The organism is Micromonospora sp. WMMD1219 (genome assembly GCF_049315215.1).
Taxonomy (GTDB): domain Bacteria; phylum Actinomycetota; class Actinomycetes; order Mycobacteriales; family Micromonosporaceae; genus Micromonospora; species Micromonospora tulbaghiae.
The window spans coordinates 3,321,658-3,342,200 of sequence record NZ_CP186057.1 but is presented as its reverse complement, the minus strand read 5'-3'; the positions used below and the strand labels follow the sequence as shown (position 1 = coordinate 3,342,200).

The following is a 20,543-nucleotide window of genomic DNA, read 5'->3' as shown; positions in this document are numbered from 1 at the left end:
GACCACGGCGGAAACGGCGCGACGACGGCGAACCACCCAGAGGCATCGGGCCGAGCGTTCACGCGTCCGGGATTCGGACCGTGAGCACCCGGGTGAGGACGCGGAACCCGGCCGCGTCGTACATCCGGCGGGCCGGGTTGCCGTCGACCACTGACAGGCCGACGGACGGCAGGCCCGCCTCCCGCGCGCCGCGCAACGCGTGGACGAGCAGCGCCCGGCCGAACCCGCGGCGCTGTGCGCGGGGCGCGACGCCCAGATTCAGGATCCAGACGCAGTCGTCGTCGGTCCACGGCACCGGCCCGGCGCACAGCACGTGCCCGGCGCTGCGGCCGTCCGGGTCGACCAGCCGGGCCGAGGCGGGCACCAGGGGTGGCACCGGCTCGCCGGTGTCGAACATGGCCCGTACCTCCCGGGTGTCGCTGGGCTGCCAGCGGCCGTCCGGGTGGTCCGGGCCGTAGGCCGCGTCCAGCCCTGCGGCGAGGTCTTCGTCCCAGCCGGGTGCGCCGAGCGACCAGCCGTCCGGCAGCGCCACCGGTTCGGGCACGTCGGTCAGGTCGTGCCGCATGTCCGTGGCGGCCCGGCTCAGCTCCAGCCCGTCGGCCACCAGTGCCGCCGCCAGCGCCTCGTCCGGCGTCTCCAGCCGGTGCCCGGCGAGATCGCGCCGTACCTGCGCGACGAGCCGGGTGAGCGGCGCCTCGGGCAGCGCCCGGACGTCGGCCGCGACCGCCGTGCCGTCGTCGTCCCGCAGCCGCAGCCGGGACAGCGGGACGCCGTCGTCACCGAGCAGCAGCGAGTCGTCAGGGGCGTCGGGGTGCGGGCGTACCGGCATTCGCGGCAGCGTACCGGCCGCGCCCCGCTCCCGCGCCCCGCTCCCGCTTCCCCGTCGATCTTGGAGTTGTGGCGCCCGAATCACCCTCCTTCACAGCATTCGTTCACTGCCACAACTCCAAGATCGACGAGCAGGCCCGCGGCGAGGAGAGAGCGGGCCTAGGGTTTGGGGGGTGAGCAGGATCGATCGGGGCGAGCGGACCATCGGCGCCACTCCAGCGGCCGTCTATGACGCGCTCGTGGACCGGGGCGCCCTGGAGGCGTGGTTGCCGCCGGACGGGATGCGCGGGCGGATCGAACGGTGGGATCCGCGCCCGGGTGGCGGGTTCCGGATGGTGCTCACCTATCTCGACCCGACCGGCAACCCCGGCAAGACGTCGGACGCCACCGACGTGGTCGACGTCGGGTTCGCCGAACTCGTACCGGCGCACCGGGTCGTGCAGACCGCCGTGTTCCAGGCCGACGACCCCGCGTACGCGGGCACCATGACCATGACCTGGCACCTCGCGGCGGCCGGCGACGGCACCGAGGTGACGGTCACCGCCACCGGCGTGCCGCCGGGCATCGACCAAGCGGTGCACGAGGAGGGCATCGCGTCCTCGCTGGCGCACCTGGCCGCGTACCTCGAATCGGGCGGCTGACCACGACGGACGCCGGGATTGGCGGCGGGTTTTGCGGGTAGCCGCCGGTGGTGACCGGGCAGCGGGAGGGTCGCGGCGGCCGGCGGGGGTCGTCGCGGCGCGCCGGCCTGGACGCGGAACGGTTCGACGAGGCGTGGGAGCGCGTGAACGAGCGCGGCCGGGCCGCCGGGCGGGACCGGATGCAACAGCTGCGGATCAAGTCGGTACTCGCCGTGCAGGCCGGGCTGGCGGCGGCGCTGGCCTGGGCCGTCGCCCGCTGGCTCACCGGCATGCCGAGCCCGATCTTTGCCCCGGCCGCCGCGGTCGCGGTGATCACCTCGTCGTTCGGGCGGCGCCTCTCCAACACCGTCGAACTGCTCGCCGGGGTGACGCTCGGCATCATCGTGTCGGACCTGCTGATCGGGGCCGTCGGCGCCGGCGTGTGGCAGACCGGCGTCATCGTCGCGGCGTCCGTCCTGGTCGCGCTGGCATTGAGTACGCGGGGCGGGATCGTGGGCAACGCCAGCGGTACGGCGGTGCTGCTCGGCGCGCTCTCCTCCTCCCGGCACACGCTGGAGTTCCCCCGCTTCGTCGACGCGCTGATCGGCGGCGGCGTGGGACTGGTGGTGACGTTGCTGCTGGTGCCGATCAACCCGCTGCGGGTCGTGCGGCGGGTGGCAGCGCCGACGCTGCGGCAGCTCGCCGGCCAGCTCGCGGCGACCGCTGCCGCGCTGCGGCGACGGGACCACGACCTGGCCGACCAGGCGTTGAGCCGGTCGCAGGCGATCGGCGCGGACCTGGGCCGGTTCTGGGACGTCTTCGGCGGCGCGAAGGAGACGGTCGACCTCGCCCCGGCGCGCTGGCCGAGACGACGTTCGGTCCGGCACTACCAGCTCGGCGCGCCGGACGTGGACCAGGCGGTCTGGAACACCCGCGTGCTGGCGCGGCGGGCCGTCGTGCTGATCGAGGACGGGGAGCCGATCCCGGAGAGCCTGCCGGACGCCGTGGAGGCGCTCGGTGCGGCGGTGAACGCCGTACAGGAGGAGGTTCTCGCGGACCAGGGCCCGGAGGACGCCCGCCGCCACGCGCTGCGCGCGGTGGCTGCGGCGACGCGCGCGGAGCTGGCCGGGACCGGGCTGTCCGGCACGGTGATCGTGGGGCAGGTCCGGACCGCCGCGAGCGACATCCTCCAGGCGACCGGGATGGACCGGGAGGAGGCGCTGCGGCGCATCCGGGAGGTGGCCGCCACGCAGTCGTGACCCGGTTCAGCCGTCCCCGCGGACGCGCGCGTGCAGGTGCATGTCGTGCCGCCCGTCGTCGTGCACGGCCGCGCTGCGCTTGGTGCCCTCCAGCCGGTACCCGGCCTTGACCGCCACCCGGCACGACGCGACGTTGCCGGTCGAGTGGTCCAGCCAGAGCCGGTGCAGCCGGCCCTCGCCGAGTGCCCACGCGCTCAGCGCCCGCAACGCCCCGGAGGCCACTCCCGTGCCGCGGGCGGCCGGAACCACCCAGTACGCGCACCCGGCCTCGCCGTCGTCGAGGTTGAAGCCGCCCAGCACGATGCGGCCCACCACGTCGCTGTCACGCGTCACCGCCCAGCTCGCGCCCGTCGCCTGCCGCCACGCGCGGCGGAAGTGCGCGAACCACTGGCGCACCTGCTCCTCCGACGCCGGCCGGCGGGTGTGCCAGCGGCGGATCTCCGGGTCCCGGTACGCGGCCAGCACAGCCGGCGCGTCCTCGTCCTCCCAGGGGCGCAGGACCAAACCGTCGGCCGTGGACAGCGTGGGTTGCGGACCGGTGGTGAGCGTGCCGGCGGGAACGGCGGATGGCGTCGACAGCGGAAAGCTCATGCCCGACTCTCCATCGCCATCCGCCCTTGGTGTCAAGTGACCTGGTGTCGCTAGTGTGCGAGCCATGGCGGTGACCGCGGCGGGCGTCTTCCGGCGTACGCCACGGGAACGGGCCGACCAGCGACTCGCGTGGGAGCGCGCCGACCAGCCGTTCTTCGCCGCCGGGGCCTGCCACATCCTGGCCTGGGTGTGCCGGGACACCTACCCGGACCGGCCGATCAGCCTCGCGGGGTTGCGGTTCACGGGCCAGAGCCAGGTCTTCCACGTGTACGCGACCTGGGCGGGCTGGGCGTTCGACCATGCCGGGTGGAACCGGGAGGCGGACCTGCTCGCCGCCAACCGGGAGTTCGAGCGGCGTCCACTGGACCGGATCGCGATCGTCGACGACCTCGCCTCGTTCTGCCGGGTCCAGCATCACCGCATGCCGCACCGGTACTGGGGTGATCCGCTCCCCCGCGCCCGCGACTACGTGAACCGGCACGCCCCGCCGTGGGAGTGACGCCGTCCTCCGGCACCGTCCCAGGTGCAGGCTCGGCCCCGCCTACACTGCGCCGCGTGGACCAGGCCTCACCGCACACCGTCAGCTCGCTCGCGTACGACCTGCGGACGCTCGGCATCGTCCCGGGCGACGTCCTGCTGCTGCACTCGTCGTACCGGAGTCTCGGGTTCGTCGCCGGCGGCACCGAGGCGGTGGTGTGGGCGCTGCTCGACGCGCTCGGGCCGGAGGGCACCCTCGTCGTGCCGACGCACACGCCGGACAACACGGACCCGGCCGGGTGGCGGCATCCGCCCGTACCGGAGGCGTGGTGGCCAGTCATCCGCGAACAGACGCCCGGCTTCGACCCGGCCCGCACGCCGAGCCGGTGGATGGGCGCGGTCGCCGAGACGGTACGCACCTGGCCGGGCGCCCGCCGCAGCGACCACCCGCAGGTGTCCTTCGCCGCGCTCGGCGCGCACGCCGCCGACATCGTGGCGGGCCACCGACTCGACGACGCGCTGGGCGACCACTCCCCGCTGGGCGCGGTGTACCGGCTCGACGGCAAGGTGCTGCTGCTCGGCTGCGACCACAGCTCCAACACCTCGCTGCACCTGGCGGAATGGCGGCAGGCTTCGCCGCCGCGGGCGATGACGGGCTCGGCGGTACGGCTGCCGGACGGGACGTCCCGGTGGACCACGTGGACCGATGTCGTCACCGACGAGGACGACTTCCACTGGCTGGGCGCCGACTTCGAAGCGACAGGCGCCACGACGATCGGTCGCGTCGGCGGCGCGACGGCCCGGCTGACGCGCCAGCGCGCGCTGGTCGACTTCGCCACCGCCTGGATGGCCGCGAACCGCGAGCACTGACGTCCGCGCCGGGCCTGTCGTCGATCTTGGAGTTGTGGCGCCTCGGATGTCTCGCACGCGGCTTTTGTGAGGTGCCATAACTCCAAGGTCAACGTTGCGAAGGCACCGCACGTTCAGTCCGGCGGCTTGGGGGCGAAGGGGTTACGGCGGGGCTGGCGTAGTTCCCACTCCGCCGGGCAGAGGTGGGTCCACGCGGCTCCCGTCACCGATCGCCGGTCGGGCAGCTCATCGCCCCAGGCCGGCAGCCGGCTCTCGACCTGCCGGACGTAGCGCTCGTAGACGACAAGCTCGCGGTACTCCGGATCGTGCCGCCAGAGCGCGTACGGCTGCTCGCGCAACCAGTCGCACGCCGCGTCGCCTTCGGCGACCAGATCCGCGGTCGGCGGCATCACTGCCAGCGGCCTGTCGTTCTGCCGGTCGCCGTACTGCTCGAGGTGCACCAGGTATCCGCTCTCGTTCCGCGGGTGGGCCACGTGGACGCCGACGACGGTCACCGGCACGGCGAGCAGCGCGGTCCCGGCCAGCACCGACACCACCCACAGGCGTCTGTTCACGCGGCAACCATAGGCCGCTGTACATTTCTCCGCCGCCCCATAGCAGCGGCGAACCCCGCCTACGATCCTGCGCATGAACTCGCCGCACCTGCGCCTTCTCAGCTGCCTCGCCGTTCCGTTGCTGGCAGCCTGCGGCGCCGAACCGTCGGAGACAGTGGCGGAGGTGCCGCCGCCGGCGTACACCTGCTGCGAGGATCTGGACGTCGACAGGCCGTACCAACCGGGCCAGACCCTGACCGTGCAGTGGACCGTCGAGTCCCCGGACGAGCCCGGCTCCACCTCGCCACAGGTCGAGTTGACCGCACGGCTGATGGGCCCGTACGGCAAGGTGGACGACCTGAAGGCCGCTTCGGCGGCGCCCGGGCTGGTCACCTTCACGGCGACACCGGTCCGGCCGTCCGGTACTCCGGGCGAGCGTCCCGCCAGCACCATCGTGATCGGCTCCGATGCCAAGCCGGGCTTCTACGACCTGGTCACCTCAGTGATCGGCGACGGCAACACGACCGCCAGTGGTAGCAGCATCATCCAGGTCGCGCCCAAGCCCTGAGCACTCGTCTTCTACCACCGCTCGTCCGCCAGGTTCTTGCCGCACGGGCTGCGGACCGCCCGCCGGCAGGCCCCGGCGGCTACCGGCTTCCGGGAACGGGGATCTCCCGCGGCGGCCCCGGCTCGGCCCGGCACCAACCGCCTCGGAACTCGACTCCCGGGACACCCTCGATCAGGCGGCTGATGTCCACTACCGCCCCGAGCGAGTCGGCGATGCTGCCCCGCAGCTCTCCCACCGCCGATTCGAGGTCGTCGTCTTCCGCAGACCAGTCGATCTCCGCCTCTCGCAGCTCGGCGACTGCGTGATCGGCAAGAGCCTCAGCATCGGTCACCAGCACGTCGACCCTGCAATACAGGTGCAGGACAAGCGGCGCCGACGCGTGCCGGTTCTCCATCGGGCAAGCATGCCGACTCGGGTTGCGATTGGGAAGACAGGCGATGACGGTCAGCGAAGCCGATCTATCATCTGCCGGTGCTGCGCATACACCCCGCGTTTCTCGCTGTGCTCTCGACCTCGAATGGACGTGCAGAGGGGCGGTTCAGCGGCCTGGCTGGCCGAGTTCCACTCGCACCGCAGCCGAATGACCGGGACGGACGGCCTGCTGCTACAGCGAAGCACCTCTCGGCATCTCGTAGCGCTCCTCAGCCCTTCGTCGGCAAGTGACTGCCCCGGGCAGCCGGTCCAGCCAGTTGATGGTCGCCACTGCGTCCGCCATGTATCGTCACGCTCCCGCAAGATCGTGAGATGGGGTACGACGTGACGGTACGACGGTTCGGGCTCTGCGTGGCGATCGCTGCGATGCTGCTCACCGCCTCGGCGTGTGGCCGCGCCGACGAGATGCCGAGCACACCCACGGCGGTGGCGGCGAGCACCTCCACGGAGTCACCCATCCCGACACCCACGGCACCGACGGTCACACCGAGCCTCACACCCAAGCCGTCGCCGACCCCCCGGCCCTCGGGAACCCCACGGTCCTCCGGAACCCCCCGGTCCTCGACGGCCCCCGCGGCGGCGCCCACGAGCAGGAAGGCCACGCAAGTGGCTACCACCAGCAACAAGGCGGCCTGCACGACCGTCAGGGGTCCGCTGGAGAAGGCCATCGCCGGGCTGATCACCCTGGTCGGGGTCGCCTCCAGTTCAACAGTGGAGGCCGAGCTCGTCAACGCCCGGGCGGAGGCGTCCACCCGGTTGGTCAACCTCGAGGCGGTGGCGAACGGGGTGGCCGGTGAGCAGTCGGATCGCACGCTGCGGAGCAACTTCAGGGCGCTCGCCGTGGCCGCAGGCCTGAAGGGCGTCGAAGTCCGCTCGATCAAGCCCAAGCTCGAATATGCGGAAGCGATCGTGAAGATGGCGAGCGACACGGGCGACCTGGAGAGCGCGGTCGACAAGCTCGAGCCGACCTGCGGCAGGTACTGGTAGCGCGGCTGAGCAGGGCGTTTCGCGTGGTGGGGCGGCAGGGCTGGCGGACTCACTGCGTCGCGGCCCACAGAACTCATCGCATTGATCTAGGGTGCTGCGATGACCGCTGAGCCCGTGACGACGGTGCTGTTCGACTTCGCCTGGACTCTGTTCGCCAGGGACTCGGAGCGCTGGGTGGGCAACGCGGCGGCATCGATCGACCGGACCTTGGCTGCCGGCGAGCCGCACCGCATTGCCGGCGACTTCGCGAAACTGTTGCTGGAGACGGCCACGGATCCGGCCCACATTGCCCGAGATCTGGATCCGCGAGTCTGGGATCGGGCGATCCGCGCCGTGCTGGAGCAGATTCCTGGGGTGGACCAGGCGCTGGCATCGGTCTTGCACGAAACACACGCCGAAGCGATCGAGCCGTACGCCGACACCGTCGCCACCCTGTCCGCATTGCGTGACAGCGGTATTCGCATCGGCGTCGTCAGCAACGTCGGCTGGGACATCCGCAAATGCTTCGCGCGGCACGGACTCGACGGCCATGTCGATGCGTTCGTATTGTCCTACGAGGTCGGCTTCGTCAAACCGGACCCTCGCATCTGGGGCGCCGCCCTCAAAGCCCTCCATGCCACACCGGGCCAGACCCTGATGGTCGGTGATCATCCCGCCGGCGACAGCGGATCGGTTTCCGCCGGCATACCAGCGCTGATCCTGCCGATGGTGGATTCGCCCGCGCAGAAACGCGGCTTCGAACACGTGCTCAGGCTTGCCCAGGTTCCGTCCTAGGAGTTCTGTCGCCGGGGCTCACGTGAAGCTTCTTGTGCCGACGACGGCGTGCCGCTCATACAGCTCTCCATGAACAGACGCCGGCCTTCCTTCACCAAGGCGACTTTTTCGTCGTAGTTCCCGACGTGGGGCGCGTCGTGGCCGTTGAGTCCACCGTAGATATTCTCGTAGGAGTCGGAACACTCTTCCGCGTCGCCGGGAGATCCCGATGGCCGGCTCTTCTCCACGGCATGCAGCTCGGCCCCACGCTGAGCCATCGTGCGTAGGTACTCCATCTGCTCGTCATGTGACGCATCGCTGGTGCAGCCGGCGAGAAGCGTTGCGAGGGCCAGGGCGGCTACGGCGTAGCGCTTCTCCATGGGCGCGGAGTGCATCAACCGCCCTTGATGTCCGAAGGGGAGTACCTGTGTACCTGGCCAGGAGTCGAACCTGCGGCCTTGGGATCAGAAAAAGACGCACCAACGCCGGTCGGTGCCGCTCCCCCGCTTCCTGGTCGAGCGTCGGACCGGACCTCGACGCGATCGGCCCCCGACCGCCGGCAGCAGGGACGACCAGGGGAAACGTTTGGTGGGGCGGGCGGGGTTCGAACCCGCGACCGAGGGATTATGAGTCCCCTGCTCTAACCGGCTGAGCTACCGCCCCGTGACCGCGCCGGATCGTAACCCGCCGATCGTTGCGCGGACCACCACCTACCGGGCGGAAACACGGCCGCGACAGCACGATGGGCAACGCGAGGATAACAACGCGCTACCCGCCGATGGCTCACCCGCGCCGCAAGTCCGCGAGGACCGCGCCGACCGCTCGCCATCCGCTGGCAAGCGCGCCCTGGATGGACGGGCTGTCGCGGTGGTCCCCGGCCACGTACAGGCCGTCGCCGAGCGCCACCGGCTTGCGCAGCCGGCCCTGGGGCGGCGGTGCGGCGGGCAGCGCGTCCGGCACGGCGACTGTGGTGAGGTGGGTCCAGTCGGCGGTGGGGCGGCCGTAGAGGCGGTCCAGTTCGCGCCGGATCACCGGTTCGGGTGGGGCCTGCGGGCCGACCACGGAGGTGGCGATCAGGTGCTCGCCGTCCGGCGCGTACGTGGGTGCGGCCCGGCTCACCACCACCGTGTTGGCGATCATTTCGCGCCGGTCGCCGTCGAGCAGCAGGATCGGCTCGTCCAGCGGCGCCGTGTCGGTGCGGTGGTAGTAGGTCGTGTACGCGTGCATGCGTACCCGTGGCAGCCCCGGCAACAGCGTGGTCGCCGCGGGCGGGTCGACAGCGACCACGACGGCGCGGCAGGTGATCTCGCCGGACGGGGTGCGGACCCGGCCGGGCGCGACCTCGGTGACCGGGGTGTTCAGCTCGATCAGCTCGGCGGGCAGCGGCGCGGCGAGCGCCCTCGGCAGCGCCTGCATGCCGTCGGCCGGCAGGCCGATGCGGCCGCGGGCGAAGGAGCGCATGACGACCGCGAGCACGTGGCTGGAGGTGGCCAGTTCGCGGTCGAGCAGCACGCCGGACAGGAACGGCCGGAGCAGTTCCTCGATGATCGCGTCGGAGAGCCCGGCCCGGCGCAGCGCCTTCTCGGCGCTGGTCTCGGGCGTGTCGAGCAGCCGCCCGACCGGCACCGTGGCGTAGCCGGCGGCGAGCGCGGCGAACCGCAACCTGTCGGTCAGCGACCCGATGCCCGAGGTGAGTGTGCCGGGTGCGCCGGTGGGTTCGCGCAGCGGATTGACCAGGCGTTCCAGCCGGTCGCCACGACGGACCAGCACGCCGGAGGTGAACCAGCCCATCGTGAGAGTGCCGACGTCGACCAGGCCGGTGAGCCGCGGGTACGCGGTGTTGAGCACCTGGAAGCCCCGGTCGAGCAGGAACCCGTCGACCCGGTCGGTGGCGACCCGCCCGCCGAGCCGGTCGCCCGCCTCCAGCAGCCGCCACGGCACGCCCGCGCGGTGCAGCCGCCGCGCGGCGGCGAGACCGGCCAGGCCGCCGCCGACGACCACCACGTCCGTGTCAGGCACTGTCCACCCCCGCCCCGGCCCGGTCGCCCTCGCGGTGCGACCGCGACAACCGGCCCGGCCACCAGACCTTCGGCCCGATGTCGTACGCGAGCGCGGGCACCAGCAACGAGCGGACCACGACGGTGTCCAGCAGTACGCCGACGGCGACCGCCACGCCCAGCTCGACGAGCACCACGAGCGGCAGTACGGCGAGCGCGGAGAACGTGGCGGCGAGCACGATGCCGGCGGAAGTGATCACGCCACCGGTGACGGCCAGTCCGGCGAGCACACCGGCGCGGGTGCCGCGGCGGACCGACTCCTCGCGGACCCGGCTCATCAGGAAGATGTTGTAGTCGATGCCGAGCGCGACCAGGAAGACGAACGCGAACAGCGGGAAGGAATGGTCGACGCCGGGGAAGTCGAAGACGTACCGGAACAGCAGCGCGCACAGGCCCAGCGTGGCCAGGAACGACAGCACCACGGTGGCGATCAGCAGCACCGGTGCGACGAGGGCGCGCAGCAGCAGGGCCAGGATGACCGCGATGACCAGCAGCACCACCGGGATGATGACGTCGCGGTCGCGTACCGAGGCGTCGGCGGTGTCCACGTTGATCGCGGTGAAGCCGCCGACCACCGCGTCGGCGCCGGGTACCCGGTGCACCGCCTCGCGCAGGTCGCGGATGGTCCGCTCGGCGCCGTTGCTGTCCGGCGGGTCGGCGAGCGTGACGTCGAGCTGGACCCGCCCGCCGACCACCTTGGGGGGCGCGTCCGGGTCGGGCGGCGCGTTCTCGCCCCGCTGGCCGAGCGGCAGCACCGAGGCGACGCCCGGCACGCCCTGCGCCACCTGGGCGACCTGCCGCGCGGTGGCCTGGGCGGTGAAGATGGTGGCGGGGCTGCCGGTGCCGGCCGGGAAGTGCCTGTCGATGACCTCCTGCCCGGCGACCGAGTCGGTGCGCTGGGTGAACAGCTGGGACTGGCCGAGCGTGGTGGCGCCGAGCTGGGTCACCCCGATCGCGAGGGCGGCGAGCACCACGGCGGTGACGACCCAGACGGTACGCGCGCGGCGCGCCACGAAGCCGGCGATCCGCCCCCAGATGCCGTGTTCGGTGCGCGGGTCGGCCTGGTCGTACCGGGGTCGCCGGGGCCAGAACGCCCAGCGGCCGCCGAGGACCAGCAGCGCGGGCAGGAACGTGAGCATGACCAGCAGCGTGGCGGCGATGCCGACGGCGCTGACCGGGCCGAGCGCCCGGTTGGAGTTGAGGCTGGACAGCAGCAGGCAGAGCAGGCTGACGATGACCGTGGCGCCGGAGGCGACGATGGCCGGGGCGGCGCCCTTCCAGGCGGTCCGCATGGCGTCCCAGGGTCGCTCGTGCCGGTGCAGCTCCTCCCGGTAGCGGGCGATGAGCAGCAGCGCGTAGTCGGTGCCGGCGCCGAAGACGAGCACGGTGAGGATGCCCTGCGCCTGCCCGTTGAGCTTGACGATGTCGTGGTCGGCGAGCAGGTAGACGAAGACGGCGGCGAGCGAGTACGACATCCCGGCGGCCAGCAGCGGGAAGATCCAGAGGATCGGGCTGCGGTAGACGACGAGCAGGATGACCAGCACCACTGTGAGCGTGACCAGCAGCAGCGGCCCGTCGATCGCGCTGAACACCTCGATCAGGTCGCCGAGCAGCCCGGCCGGTCCGGCCACGTCGACTGTGAGCCCGTCGCGGTCCGGGCCGGCGATGTCGCGCAGGCGTTCCACCACGGACCGGATCTGTTCGCCCTCGGCGCTGTCGATCGGCACGATCACCTGGGCGGCCTGCTTGTCCTGGCTGACGACCGGTGGCGGGAGCGGGCCGACCACGCCCGGCACCTCGGCGAAGCGGGCCGCGTCGGCCCGGATCCGCTGCTGGTCGGCGGGGGTGAGGCCGCCGGGCCGTTCGTAGACCACGAGTGCCGGGGTGGTCTCCCGGTCGACGAATCCGGCGGCCAGGTCCTGCGCCCGGGTGGCCTCGGCGTCGGCCGGCAGGAAGGAGGCGTTGTCGTTGGTGGAGACCTCGCCGAGCTTGCCGGAGTAGGGGCCGGCGATGCCGCCGACGATCAGCCAGCCGAGCACCACCGCCACCGCGATCAGCGTCGCGGTCCAGCGGCTGCGTCCTGCGGCCATCTCCACCGTCCTCGAATCGACGCATCAATCGACGCAGCGGGAGTCTAAGTCGACGCCGACCATCCTGCCGGGCGAACGAGGACTCGCGGGTGGAAACCGGGCAGCCGGGCGTCGCAGAGGGCGCGGGAACGACGAACGCCCGCCGGCGATGCCGACGGGCGTGACGTGGAGCGAAGCTCCCCCGATTGGACTCGAACCAATAACCTGCCGGTTAACAGCCGGCTGCTCTGCCAATTGAGCTACAGGGGACCGTGCACCGCTCGGTTCGGATCTCTCCGCTCCGTGCGACGGGGACAAGAGTACAGGACATCGGGGGGTGGTGCGCCAGGGGGTTGTCGGAGGAGGACCTGACCGGCGGACGCGCCAGAATTACGGACAAATCGTCATCTCGGCACAGGGAGGTATGAGCGGAGAGCAGGATGGGTAGTTAGCCGTCGACAGAGAACGCAGGCGCGAGACGGTCATTCCGCCGAGCTGGCGGAGACCGGCGAGAGCGTCAGGTACGGAAGGAGCCGCCATGCGCGGAAAGATCATGTTTCTTGGCGGGCTGGCTGCGGGATTCGTCCTGGGCGCCCGTGCCGGCCGGGAGAAGTACGAGGAGCTGGTGGTCCGCGGGCGCAAGGTGCTCGACCACCCGACCGTCCAGGAGGCGGCCGGGGTCGCGCAGGCCCAGGCGACCCGGCTCTACTCGGAGGGCAAGGACAAGCTGGGGCAGACCAAGATCGGTGAGAAGCTCGCCACCGGCAACGGCGGCAAGCAGGGCATGACCGACGCCGACAAGCCGTTCGCCGGTACGCCGGCCGCGGTCGGCAGCCGCAGCGCCAACGGCACGGGCTCGACCGGCTCGACCAGCTCCACCGGGTCGACCACGACCGGCACGAGCAGCAAGCCGTCCACCGGCAACACGCTCTGACGCAAGCGGACAGCGGGCCGGTCACCTCCGGGTGACCGGCCCGCTCCCGTGTGCGCGGGCACGGATGTGGCACATTCTCGGTGGGGAGGTGACCACATGCCGATGGTCGGACCGGAGACGGCGGATCAGGCGCGGCTGCTGCGCCTGCTGCGCGACGACGGCCCACGCTCCCGGGTCGAGCTGGCCGACCTCCTCGGCCTGCCCCGGGCCCGGTTCGCCGCCGAGGTGGACCGGCTGACCACGCTCGGCCTGGTGGAGAGCGCCGGGCCGGCCGCGTCGCGGGGTGGCCGTCGGTCGTCGCTGCTGCGCGTCGGCGCGCAGGTCCGGTTCGGCGCGGTGCTCGTCGGCGACGGTCTCCTGCGGGTCGCGCTCACCGACGGCGAACTGAACCCGCTCGCCCGGCACGACGAGCCGGTGGACGTCCGGCTCGGCCCGGACGTCGTGGTCGGGCGCATCGTCGAACTGCTCGGCAAGCTGCGCGTCGAGGCAGGACTGTCCTCGCTCACCGGCGTCGGCGTCGCGCTGCCCGCGCCGGTCGAGGTCCGCGACGGCTCGCCGGTCTCCGCGCCGGCCCTGCCCGGCTGGCACCGCTTCCCGGTACGCGACACGCTCGCCGCGGAGCTGGGCTGCCCGGTGCAGGTGGACAACGACGCCAACGCGATGGCCCTCGGCGAACGGCACGCCGGGACCGGCCGTCCGTTCGACGACTTCCTCTACGTCAAGCTGGGCGAGGCGATCGGCTGCGGGCTGGTGCTCGCCGGCTCGCTCTACCGGGGCGCGGCCAGCGGGGCCGGCGACATCGGCCATTTCCAGCTCACCGAGGACGGGCCGCTGTGCGGCTGCGGCAACAACGGGTGCGTCGAGGCGTACTGCGGGGATGTCGCACTGGTGCGGGAGGCGGTGAGCGCCGCGCGGGCCGGGCGCTCGGCGGCGCTGGCGGACCGGCTGGCCGCGGCCGGGACGCTGTCGGTGGCCGACGTGGCGGCGGCGGCCACCGAGGGCGACGCGGCGGCGCAGACGCTCGTGCGCGACGCCGCCCGCCGGCTCGGACGGGTGCTGGTCGGGCTGGTCAGCTTCGTCAACCCGGCCATCGTGATCATCGGCGGCGCGCCGGCCGGGATCGGGCCGGTCCTGCTCGCCGAGATCCGGGGCGTGGTCTACCGGCGGTCCACGCCGCTGGCGACCGGCAGCATGCCGATCGTCCTGTCCGACCTGGGCGACACCGCGGGCCTGATCGGCGCGGCCCACCTGGTCAGCACCCAGACCTACGCCGCCCGCTAGCCCACCCCGCCTCCCACCTCGGCGATCTTGCAGTTTCGGCCTGCGGGATGTCGGTTACACCCCTTTTGGGAGGGCCACAACTGCAAGATCGCGGGGGCGGGAAGGGGCGAGGGCGAGGGCGAGGGTGGGTCAGTCGCGGGTGCTGAAGGCGGCGTCGAAGGCGGCGCTGGGGGCGTCGAAGGCCAGGCGGCGGACGAACTGGAGCGCCTCCGGCGCGCCGACCAGGCGGTCCATGCCGGCGTCCTCCCACTCGACCGAGATCGGGCCGTCGTAGCCGATCGCGTTGAGCGCCCGGAAGCAGTCCTCCCACGGCACGTCGCCGTGACCGGTGGAGACGAAGTCCCAGCCGCGCCGCATGTCGGCCCAGGGCAGGTGGGAGGAGAGCCGGCCGCGCCGCCCGTCCCCGGTACGGACCTTCGCGTCCTTGCAGTCCACGTGGTAGATCCGGTCGGCGAAGTCGAAGATGAAGTTCACCGGGTCCAGCTCCTGCCAGACGAAGTGCGACGGATCCCAGTTGAGCCCGAACGCCTCCCGGTGCCCGATCGCCTCCAGCGTGCGCTTCGTGGTCCAGTAGTCGTAGGCGATCTCGCTGGGGTGCACCTCGTGCGCGAACCGCACGCCCACCTCGTCGAACACGTCCAGGATCGGGTTCCACCGGTCGGCGAAGTCCTGGTAGCCGCGCTCGATCATGGCCGGCGGCACCGGCGGGAACATCGCCACCGTGTGCCAGATGGACGAGCCGGTGAAGCCGACGACGGTGTTCACGCCGAGTTTCGCCGCCGCCCGCGCGGTGTCCTTGATCTCCTCGGCGGCCCGCTGCCGCACGCCCTCCGGCTCGCCGGCGCCCCAGATCCGGGCCGGCAGGATGTCCTGGTGCCGCTCGTCGATCGGGTGGTCGCAGACGGCCTGCCCGACCAGGTGGTTGGAGACGGCGAACACCTGGAGGTTGTGCTTGGCGAGGGTGGCCCGCTTGCGCTCCACGTACGAGTCGTCGGCGAGCGCCTTGTCCACCTCGAAGTGGTCGCCCCAGCAGGCGATCTCCAGCCCGTCGTAGCCCCACTCGGCGGCGAGCCGGCAGACCTCGTCGAACGGCAGATCGGCCCACTGGCCGGTGAAGAGCGTGATGGGTCGCGCCATTGTCCTTCTCCCCTGTGGTGATGGGGGATTCCGTCGCGGACCGGGGCGAGGACGACCGGAGGCGGCGGCGCGTGGGAACCGGTGGACGCCGGAGCGTCTGCTCCCGGGCGGGCTGCGCCTCCCGCCGGGTCACCGGCCACCTCGCGGTCGCCGCCTCCACTCTATGGCCTCCGTCAGGGCAGGGTCCAGCGCTGGTTCGCCGCGCCGGTGCACGTCCACAGGTGCACCGCCGTGCCGTCGGCCGAGTTGTTGCCGGACACGTCCAGGCACTTGCCCGACTGCGGGTTGCGTACCGTCCCGTCGGCCTGCGCGGACCAGTTCTGCGCGCCCGTGCCGTTGCACGTGTAGAGCTGGATCTTCGTGCCGTCCGCGCTGCCACCGCCGGACACGTCCAGGCACTTGCCGAGCGCCTTCACCGGCCCGTTCGGCGTCACCGTCCACGACTGCGCCGTCGAGCCGTTGCAGGTGTAGAGCTGGATCTGGGTGCCGTCCGCCGACGATCCGCTGCGCACGTCCAGGCACTTGCCGGCCAGGCCCTTGACCGGGCCCGCACCGCCGGTGCCGGTCGAGCGGACCAGCGTGAAGTCGTCGACGTCGAACAGCCCGGAGCCGCTGCCGGTGAACGTCAGGTGCACCGTCTGCGTACCGGACGGCACGCCGGTGAGCGCGGTGCTCACATCGGCGAACGTGGTCCAGCCACCGGTGTTCGGCACCGCCACCTGGCCGAGCACCGGGCCGGTCGGCGAGCCGGTCCGCACCTGGAGCGTGCCGCCCGGGCCACCGGACACCACCCGGGCGCGCAGCGACGTCACACCGGTCAGGTCCAGCCCCGGGTACGCGGCCCAGTCGCCCGGGTCCACGTACCCCAGGGTCTGGCCGCCGTTGGCGCCGGCCTTGGGGTACGCGCTGACGCCGCTGGCCGAACCGAACGCCTCGGCCTGGACGGTGGTGTTGCCGGTCGGCGGCGGCGTGCCGCCGAGTTCCTTGATCCGGATGTTGCGGAACGACGCGTCGTCGCCGGTGCCGTGGTTCTGGATGCCGACGTGCCCGGCGAGTGACCGCACCGGGTCGGTGTTGGTGAAGTCGTTGACGCGTACGCCGTTGAGGAAGACCTGAAGGCGCTCTCCCTCGACCAGGATCTCGTAGGTGTTCCACTCCCCCGCCGGGTTGAGCGCCGCGTCCCGGGCCGCCAGGTCGGCGGACTTGAAGCCGTAGATCGCGCCGGTGGTGCGGTCGGCCGCGTCGGTGGGGTCGATCTGGATCTCGTAGCCGTTGTTCACCGCCGAGTTCGGGTCGCTCGACGGCGGGAAGCCGACGAACACGCCGGAGTTGTCGTCACCGGCCAGCCGCCAGTCCAGCTTGAGCGAGTAGTTGGTGAACTGCTTGGCGCTGTACCAGTAGAGGCCCATGCCGCCGACCGAGGTGAGCGTGGCGTCGGCGTTGGTGAAGCTGCCCGGCCCGGCCTGCGACCAGCCGGTGGTGCCGCCGTTGTAGAGCGCGGTGTAGCCGGTCTCCGGCCGGCAGTCGGCCTTCGTGCGCCCGGCGGCGTAGCGGATGCCGCCGAGCAGGTGCGACCGGAACGCCGCGTCGGAGTACGACGCCTGGGTGTGGCCGCCGCCGGTGTAGAAGGACCGGCCGCCGCTGTACGTCTTGCACCAGGCGTGCGGGTGGTCGCCGCCCATCGAGCCACCGGAGTACGTGGACTCGTCCAGGCTGGCCAGCACGTGCGCGGTGGAGCGGGCGTTGGTGCGGTAGTCGTACCACTCGTCGGTGCGGTTCCACCGCTGCGGCAGGTGCGCGGTGGCGGCATGCGCCCGGTCCTCCACCTTCACGACGGCCGGCTGGATGGCCGGGTGGGAGGCGAACCAGGCGCCGACCAGGTTGCCGTAGAACGGCCAGTCGTACTCGGTGTCGGCGGCGGAGTGCACGCCGACGTACCCGCCGCCGGCGCCGATGTACGCCTCGAACGCCGACTGCTGGGTGGCGTTCAGGACGTCCCCCGTGGTGTTGAGGAAGATCACCGCCTCGAAGCGGGCCAGGTTGGCGGTGGTGAACTGGGCGGCGTCCTCGGTCGCGGTGACTGTGAAGTTGTTCGCCGCGCCCAGCTCGCGCACCGCCTGCGTGCCGACCGCGATGGAGTCGTGGCGGAAGCCGGCGGTCTTGGAGAAGACGAGCACGTCGTAGGGGGCGTCGGCGGCGGCGGCCGGGCCCGCGGGGACGGTGCAGGCGATGGTGGCGAGGACGGCGGTCACCGCCCCCAGTGCGGTACGCACGAGTTTCATCTGGTTCTCCTTCATCCTCACGGCAGGGTCCAGCGCTGGTTCGCCGCGCCGGTGCAGGTCCACAGGTGCACCGCCGTGCCGTCGGCGGAGTTGTTGCCGGACACGTCCAGGCACTTGCCCGACTGCGGGTTGCGCAGCGTCCCGTCGGCCTGCGCGGACCAGTTCTGCGCGCCCGTGCCGTTGCACGTGTAGAGCTGGATCTTCGTGCCGTCCGCGCTGGCGCCGCCGGACACGTCCAGGCACTTGCCGAGCGCCTTCACTGTGGCGTTCGGCGTCACGGTCCACGACTGCGCCGTCGTGCCGTTGCAGGTGTAGAGCTGGATCTGGGTGCCGTCGGCGGTGGCGGCGTTGCGGACGTCCAGGCACTTGCCGGCCAGGCCCTTCACCGGGCCGGTGCGGACGGCCGACGTGGTGAGCGTGAACGCGTCCAGGTCGTAGAGCGCCCCGGTGCCGCCGGCGAACGTCAGGTAGAGCGTGGTGGTGCCGGCCGGCGGACCGGTGATCGTGCCGGTGACTGTGGTGAACGTGTCCCAGGCGCCGGTGACCGGGACGGTGGCCGAGCCGAGCACGGTGCCGGTGGCCGAGCCGGCCCGTACCTGGAGCGTGCCGCCGGCCCCGGCGGACGAGACCCGGGCGGTGAACCCGGTGGCGTCGGCCAGCAGGTACGGCTGGAACGCGATCCAGTCCCCGTTGTGGATGTCGCCGACGGTCTTGCCGCCCTCGGCGGTGGCCTTGTCGAACGTGTTGATCCCGGACGACGTCCTGAAGTGCTCGGCCTGCCGGTGCCGGGGCTGGAGCGTGTGCTGGGTGTGGGTGGTGAGGCCGCCGGAGTCGGTGTACTCGGCGTCGAAGACGGCGAAGATGTTCGCCGCGTCGTCGTGCTCACCGTCGACGGGCACGGCGATCGAGCCGGTGCAGCCGGTCGCCGAGGTGATTTGGTGGCCGTGCTGGTCGTGGCCGAGCACGTAGGTCATCTTGACCTTCGTGCAGTCGATCGTGGCGTCCTCCGGATCGGTGACGGTGATCCGGAACGGCACCGTGTCGCCGAAGGAGAACAGCTTGCCGTTGCCGGGCGTCTCGATCACCACCGTCGGCGCGGTGTTGCCCACGGTGACCGTCACACTGGCGGTGCCGGTGGCGCCCTGCGGGTCGCGCACAGTGAGCGTGGCGGTGTACCTGCCGTTCGCGGTGTAGGTGTGCGAGGGGTTCGCCGCGGTGGAGGTGCCGCCGTCGCCGAACGTCCAGGCGTACGTCAGCGCGCCGCCCTCCGGGTCGGACGAGCCGGCCGAGGAGAACGTCACGGTGAGCGGCGCGGCGCCGGAGGTCCGGTCGGCGGCGGCGCGGGCCACCGGGGCGCGGTTGGCGCCGCCCAGGTAGTCGAATCGGTACAGCGCCGAGTTGGCGTCGCCGTTGAAGTAGCCGGTGCCGTAGTCGAGCACGTAGTACGCGCCGTCCGGGCCGAACGCCGAGTCCATCACCTGCTTGCCGGTCCACGGGAAGCTGTCGATGGTGCCGGGTGAGCCGTCCGCGTTGACGTGGATCGGCTTGATCCAGCCCCGGCCGAACTCGGTGGCGAAGAACTGCCCGTCGAAGGACTGCGGGAACTTCGTGGTGGACGGGTTCGCCGCGTCGTACCGGTAGACCGGGCCGCCCATCGGCGACTCGGAGCCGCCGCCGAACTCGGGCGGGCTGCCGGCGTCACCGGCGTAGCGGATCCAGGACGGCTTCGCCGCAGGCAGCGTGGCCAGGCCGGTGTTGCGGAACGAGTTGTTCGTCGGGCCGCCGGTGCAGTTGAACTTCGGGCCGGCGGTGCCGGTGGCGAAGTCCCACTCGGCGTACGTCTCGGCGGCCGTGTTGGTGCCGGTGCAGTACGGCCAGCCGTAGTTGCCGGGCCCGGTGACCCGGTTGAACTCGACCTGCCCGGACGGGCCGCGGGCGGTGGTGGTGCCGGCGTCCGGCCCGTAGTCGCCCACGTAGACGACGCCGGTGGCCTTGTCGACGCTGATCCGGAACGGGTTGCGGAAGCCCATCGCGTAGATCTCCGGGCGGGTCCGCGCGGTGCCGGGGGCGAAGAGGTTGCCGGCCGGGATCGAGTACGTGCCGTTGGCGTTCACCTTGATCCGCAGGATCTTGCCCCGCAGGTCGTTGGTGTTGCCGGCGCTGCGCTGCGCGTCGTACCCGGGGTTGCGGTTGGTGCGCTCGTCGATCGGCGCGTAGCCGGCGGAGTCGAACGGGTTGGTGTCGTCGCCGGTGGACAGGTAGAGGTTGCCGGCGGCGTCGAAGTCGATGTCGCCGCCGACGTGGCAGCACAGCCCCCGGTCGGCCGGTACGTCGAGCACGTCGACCTTGCTGGCCTGGTTGAGCGTGAAGTCGGCGTTGAGCGTGAACCGGGACAGCCGGTTGACGCCCTGCCAGGCGGAGAAGTCGCTGCCGGTGGCGGGGGCGTCCCCGGCCGGGGTGGACAGCGGCGGGGCGTAGTAGAGGTAGATGTGCCGGTTGGAGGCGAAGCCGGGGTCGACGCCGACGCCCTGGAGCCCTTCCTCGTCGTGGGTGTAGACCGGCAGCGTGCCGACGACTGTGGTGGCGCCGGCCGCGTCGGTGCGGCGCAGCGTGCCGTTGCGGGCGGTGTGCAGGACCGACCGGTCGGGCAGCACCGCGAGCGACATCGGTTCGCCGGTCTCGGCGACACCGCGGGCGAGTTCGACCTGCTGGAAGTCGCTCGCCGGGATCGGGTGGGCGGACGCCGGGACGGACGCCGCGGCCACTGTGACGGTGCCGGCGGTGGCCGCGAGCAGCAGCGCTGCGGCAGCGGCGATCGGTCGCCGGGCACGGGGGTGGTGGGGGTGGCTGGACATGCTGTGCTGT

19 protein-coding genes and 2 tRNA genes are annotated in these 20,543 nt (G+C 72.1%); 9 read left to right on the top strand and 12 right to left on the bottom strand.

The window, feature by feature from the left end; translation table 11 throughout:
- Positions 1–58: 58 nt before the first annotated feature.
- Positions 59–829: a GNAT family N-acetyltransferase gene (locus ACN27C_RS16175; protein ID WP_422751522.1), complete on the bottom strand. Its 771-nt coding sequence runs from the start codon at positions 827–829 to the stop codon at positions 59–61.
- Between the two features lie 172 nt (positions 830–1,001).
- Here ACN27C_RS16175 and ACN27C_RS16170 point away from each other — a divergent pair, with 172 nt between their 5' ends.
- Together ACN27C_RS16170 and ACN27C_RS16165 are read left to right on the top strand one after the other, a co-directional pair.
- Positions 1,002–1,469: an SRPBCC family protein gene (locus tag ACN27C_RS16170; protein WP_422751521.1), complete on the top strand. Its 468-nt coding sequence runs from the start codon at positions 1,002–1,004 to the stop codon at positions 1,467–1,469.
- Between the two features lie 50 nt (positions 1,470–1,519).
- Complete coding sequence (locus ACN27C_RS16165; RefSeq protein WP_422751520.1) at positions 1,520–2,707, top strand: FUSC family protein; 1,188 nt, start codon at positions 1,520–1,522, stop codon at positions 2,705–2,707.
- A 6-nt stretch (positions 2,708–2,713) separates the two neighbouring features.
- On the opposite strand, the gene ACN27C_RS16160 is transcribed toward ACN27C_RS16165, so the two are convergent.
- On the bottom strand, positions 2,714–3,298 hold the full coding sequence (locus ACN27C_RS16160; RefSeq protein WP_422751519.1) for a GNAT family N-acetyltransferase: 585 nt from the start codon (positions 3,296–3,298) through the stop codon (positions 2,714–2,716).
- 64 nt (positions 3,299–3,362) lie between these two features.
- Here ACN27C_RS16160 and ACN27C_RS16155 point away from each other — a divergent pair, with 64 nt between their 5' ends.
- Both ACN27C_RS16155 and ACN27C_RS16150 read left to right on the top strand, forming a co-directional pair.
- On the top strand, positions 3,363–3,797 hold the full coding sequence (locus tag ACN27C_RS16155; RefSeq protein ID WP_422751518.1) for a hypothetical protein: 435 nt from the start codon (positions 3,363–3,365) through the stop codon (positions 3,795–3,797).
- A gap of 56 nt (positions 3,798–3,853) precedes the next feature.
- Entirely contained in the window at positions 3,854–4,645 is a 792-nt protein-coding gene (locus ACN27C_RS16150; RefSeq protein ID WP_422751517.1) for an aminoglycoside N(3)-acetyltransferase, read from the top strand.
- Between the two features lie 113 nt (positions 4,646–4,758).
- Here ACN27C_RS16150 and ACN27C_RS16145 read toward each other — a convergent pair whose 3' ends face one another.
- The gene (locus ACN27C_RS16145) at positions 4,759–5,199 is read right to left on the bottom strand and encodes a hypothetical protein (RefSeq protein WP_393157116.1); all 441 of its coding nucleotides are present in this window, start codon (positions 5,197–5,199) and stop codon (positions 4,759–4,761) included.
- 73 nt (positions 5,200–5,272) lie between these two features.
- Here ACN27C_RS16145 and ACN27C_RS16140 point away from each other — a divergent pair, with 73 nt between their 5' ends.
- Positions 5,273–5,746: a hypothetical protein gene (locus ACN27C_RS16140; RefSeq protein ID WP_422751515.1), complete on the top strand. Its 474-nt coding sequence runs from the start codon at positions 5,273–5,275 to the stop codon at positions 5,744–5,746.
- 79 nt (positions 5,747–5,825) lie between these two features.
- Here ACN27C_RS16140 and ACN27C_RS16135 read toward each other — a convergent pair whose 3' ends face one another.
- The gene (locus ACN27C_RS16135; RefSeq protein WP_422751514.1) at positions 5,826–6,140 is read right to left on the bottom strand and encodes a hypothetical protein; all 315 of its coding nucleotides are present in this window, start codon (positions 6,138–6,140) and stop codon (positions 5,826–5,828) included.
- Between the two features lie 644 nt (positions 6,141–6,784).
- Between ACN27C_RS16135 and ACN27C_RS16130 the strand changes: the two genes are divergently transcribed.
- Positions 6,785–7,165, top strand: coding sequence for a hypothetical protein (locus ACN27C_RS16130; RefSeq protein ID WP_422751513.1), 381 nt, complete (start codon positions 6,785–6,787; stop codon positions 7,163–7,165).
- 99 nt (positions 7,166–7,264) lie between these two features.
- A complete protein-coding gene (locus tag ACN27C_RS16125) occupies positions 7,265–7,939 on the top strand; it encodes an HAD family hydrolase (protein WP_422751512.1) in 675 nt (224 codons plus the stop codon).
- Here ACN27C_RS16125 and ACN27C_RS16120 read toward each other — a convergent pair.
- The 5 genes from ACN27C_RS16120 to ACN27C_RS16100 form a co-directional block, all read right to left on the bottom strand.
- On the bottom strand, positions 7,936–8,298 hold the full coding sequence (locus ACN27C_RS16120) for a hypothetical protein (RefSeq protein ID WP_358172351.1): 363 nt from the start codon (positions 8,296–8,298) through the stop codon (positions 7,936–7,938). The genes ACN27C_RS16125 and ACN27C_RS16120 overlap by 4 nt on opposite strands.
- A gap of 206 nt (positions 8,299–8,504) precedes the next feature.
- Positions 8,505–8,581, bottom strand: a tRNA-Ile gene (locus ACN27C_RS16115).
- A 120-nt stretch (positions 8,582–8,701) separates the two neighbouring features.
- Entirely contained in the window at positions 8,702–9,937 is a 1,236-nt protein-coding gene (locus tag ACN27C_RS16110) for an NAD(P)/FAD-dependent oxidoreductase (protein ID WP_422751511.1), read from the bottom strand.
- The gene (locus ACN27C_RS16105; RefSeq protein ID WP_422751510.1) at positions 9,930–12,065 is read right to left on the bottom strand and encodes an MMPL family transporter; all 2,136 of its coding nucleotides are present in this window, start codon (positions 12,063–12,065) and stop codon (positions 9,930–9,932) included. The genes ACN27C_RS16110 and ACN27C_RS16105 overlap by 8 nt, the downstream gene beginning before the upstream one ends.
- A gap of 176 nt (positions 12,066–12,241) precedes the next feature.
- Positions 12,242–12,314: transfer RNA gene (locus ACN27C_RS16100), tRNA-Asn, on the bottom strand.
- Between the two features lie 268 nt (positions 12,315–12,582).
- On the opposite strand from ACN27C_RS16100, the gene ACN27C_RS16095 reads away from it, so the two are divergent.
- Together ACN27C_RS16095 and ACN27C_RS16090 are read left to right on the top strand one after the other, a co-directional pair.
- Positions 12,583–12,978, top strand: coding sequence for a hypothetical protein (locus ACN27C_RS16095; protein WP_120568566.1), 396 nt, complete (start codon positions 12,583–12,585; stop codon positions 12,976–12,978).
- 96 nt (positions 12,979–13,074) lie between these two features.
- The gene (locus tag ACN27C_RS16090; RefSeq protein WP_422751509.1) at positions 13,075–14,259 is read left to right on the top strand and encodes an ROK family transcriptional regulator; all 1,185 of its coding nucleotides are present in this window, start codon (positions 13,075–13,077) and stop codon (positions 14,257–14,259) included.
- Positions 14,260–14,388: 129 nt separating this feature from the next.
- Here the strand turns inward: ACN27C_RS16090 and ACN27C_RS16085 are convergent, their stop codons facing one another.
- The 3 genes from ACN27C_RS16085 to ACN27C_RS16075 form a co-directional block, all read right to left on the bottom strand.
- Positions 14,389–15,396, bottom strand: a complete 1,008-nt coding sequence (locus ACN27C_RS16085) for a sugar phosphate isomerase/epimerase family protein (protein ID WP_422751508.1) — start codon at positions 15,394–15,396, stop codon at positions 14,389–14,391.
- A gap of 173 nt (positions 15,397–15,569) precedes the next feature.
- Complete coding sequence (locus ACN27C_RS16080) at positions 15,570–17,678, bottom strand: ThuA domain-containing protein (protein WP_422751507.1); 2,109 nt, start codon at positions 17,676–17,678, stop codon at positions 15,570–15,572.
- Positions 17,679–17,695: 17 nt separating this feature from the next.
- On the bottom strand, positions 17,696–20,533 hold the full coding sequence (locus ACN27C_RS16075; RefSeq protein ID WP_422751506.1) for an RICIN domain-containing protein: 2,838 nt from the start codon (positions 20,531–20,533) through the stop codon (positions 17,696–17,698).
- Positions 20,534–20,543 lie beyond the last annotated feature (10 nt).

Excerpts from the sequence above, each read along its gene's own strand:
- ACN27C_RS16175 (WP_422751522.1), bottom strand. The coding sequence starts at position 829 with ATGCCGGTACGCCCGCACCCCGACGCCCCTGACGACTCGCTGCTGCTC.
- ACN27C_RS16160 (WP_422751519.1), bottom strand. The coding sequence starts at position 3,298 with ATGAGCTTTCCGCTGTCGACGCCATCCGCCGTTCCCGCCGGCACGCTC.
- ACN27C_RS16155 (WP_422751518.1), top strand. The coding sequence starts at position 3,363 with ATGGCGGTGACCGCGGCGGGCGTCTTCCGGCGTACGCCACGGGAACGG.
- ACN27C_RS16140 (WP_422751515.1), top strand. The coding sequence starts at position 5,273 with ATGAACTCGCCGCACCTGCGCCTTCTCAGCTGCCTCGCCGTTCCGTTG.
- ACN27C_RS16135 (WP_422751514.1), bottom strand. The coding sequence starts at position 6,140 with ATGGAGAACCGGCACGCGTCGGCGCCGCTTGTCCTGCACCTGTATTGC.
- ACN27C_RS16125 (WP_422751512.1), top strand. The coding sequence starts at position 7,265 with ATGACCGCTGAGCCCGTGACGACGGTGCTGTTCGACTTCGCCTGGACT.
- ACN27C_RS16120 (WP_358172351.1), bottom strand. The coding sequence starts at position 8,298 with ATGGAGAAGCGCTACGCCGTAGCCGCCCTGGCCCTCGCAACGCTTCTC.
- ACN27C_RS16105 (WP_422751510.1), bottom strand. The coding sequence starts at position 12,065 with ATGGCCGCAGGACGCAGCCGCTGGACCGCGACGCTGATCGCGGTGGCG.
- ACN27C_RS16095 (WP_120568566.1), top strand. The coding sequence starts at position 12,583 with ATGCGCGGAAAGATCATGTTTCTTGGCGGGCTGGCTGCGGGATTCGTC.
- ACN27C_RS16090 (WP_422751509.1), top strand. The coding sequence starts at position 13,075 with ATGCCGATGGTCGGACCGGAGACGGCGGATCAGGCGCGGCTGCTGCGC.
- ACN27C_RS16085 (WP_422751508.1), bottom strand. The coding sequence starts at position 15,396 with ATGGCGCGACCCATCACGCTCTTCACCGGCCAGTGGGCCGATCTGCCG.
- ACN27C_RS16080 (WP_422751507.1), bottom strand. The coding sequence starts at position 17,678 with ATGAAACTCGTGCGTACCGCACTGGGGGCGGTGACCGCCGTCCTCGCC.
- ACN27C_RS16075 (WP_422751506.1), bottom strand. The coding sequence starts at position 20,533 with ATGTCCAGCCACCCCCACCACCCCCGTGCCCGGCGACCGATCGCCGCT.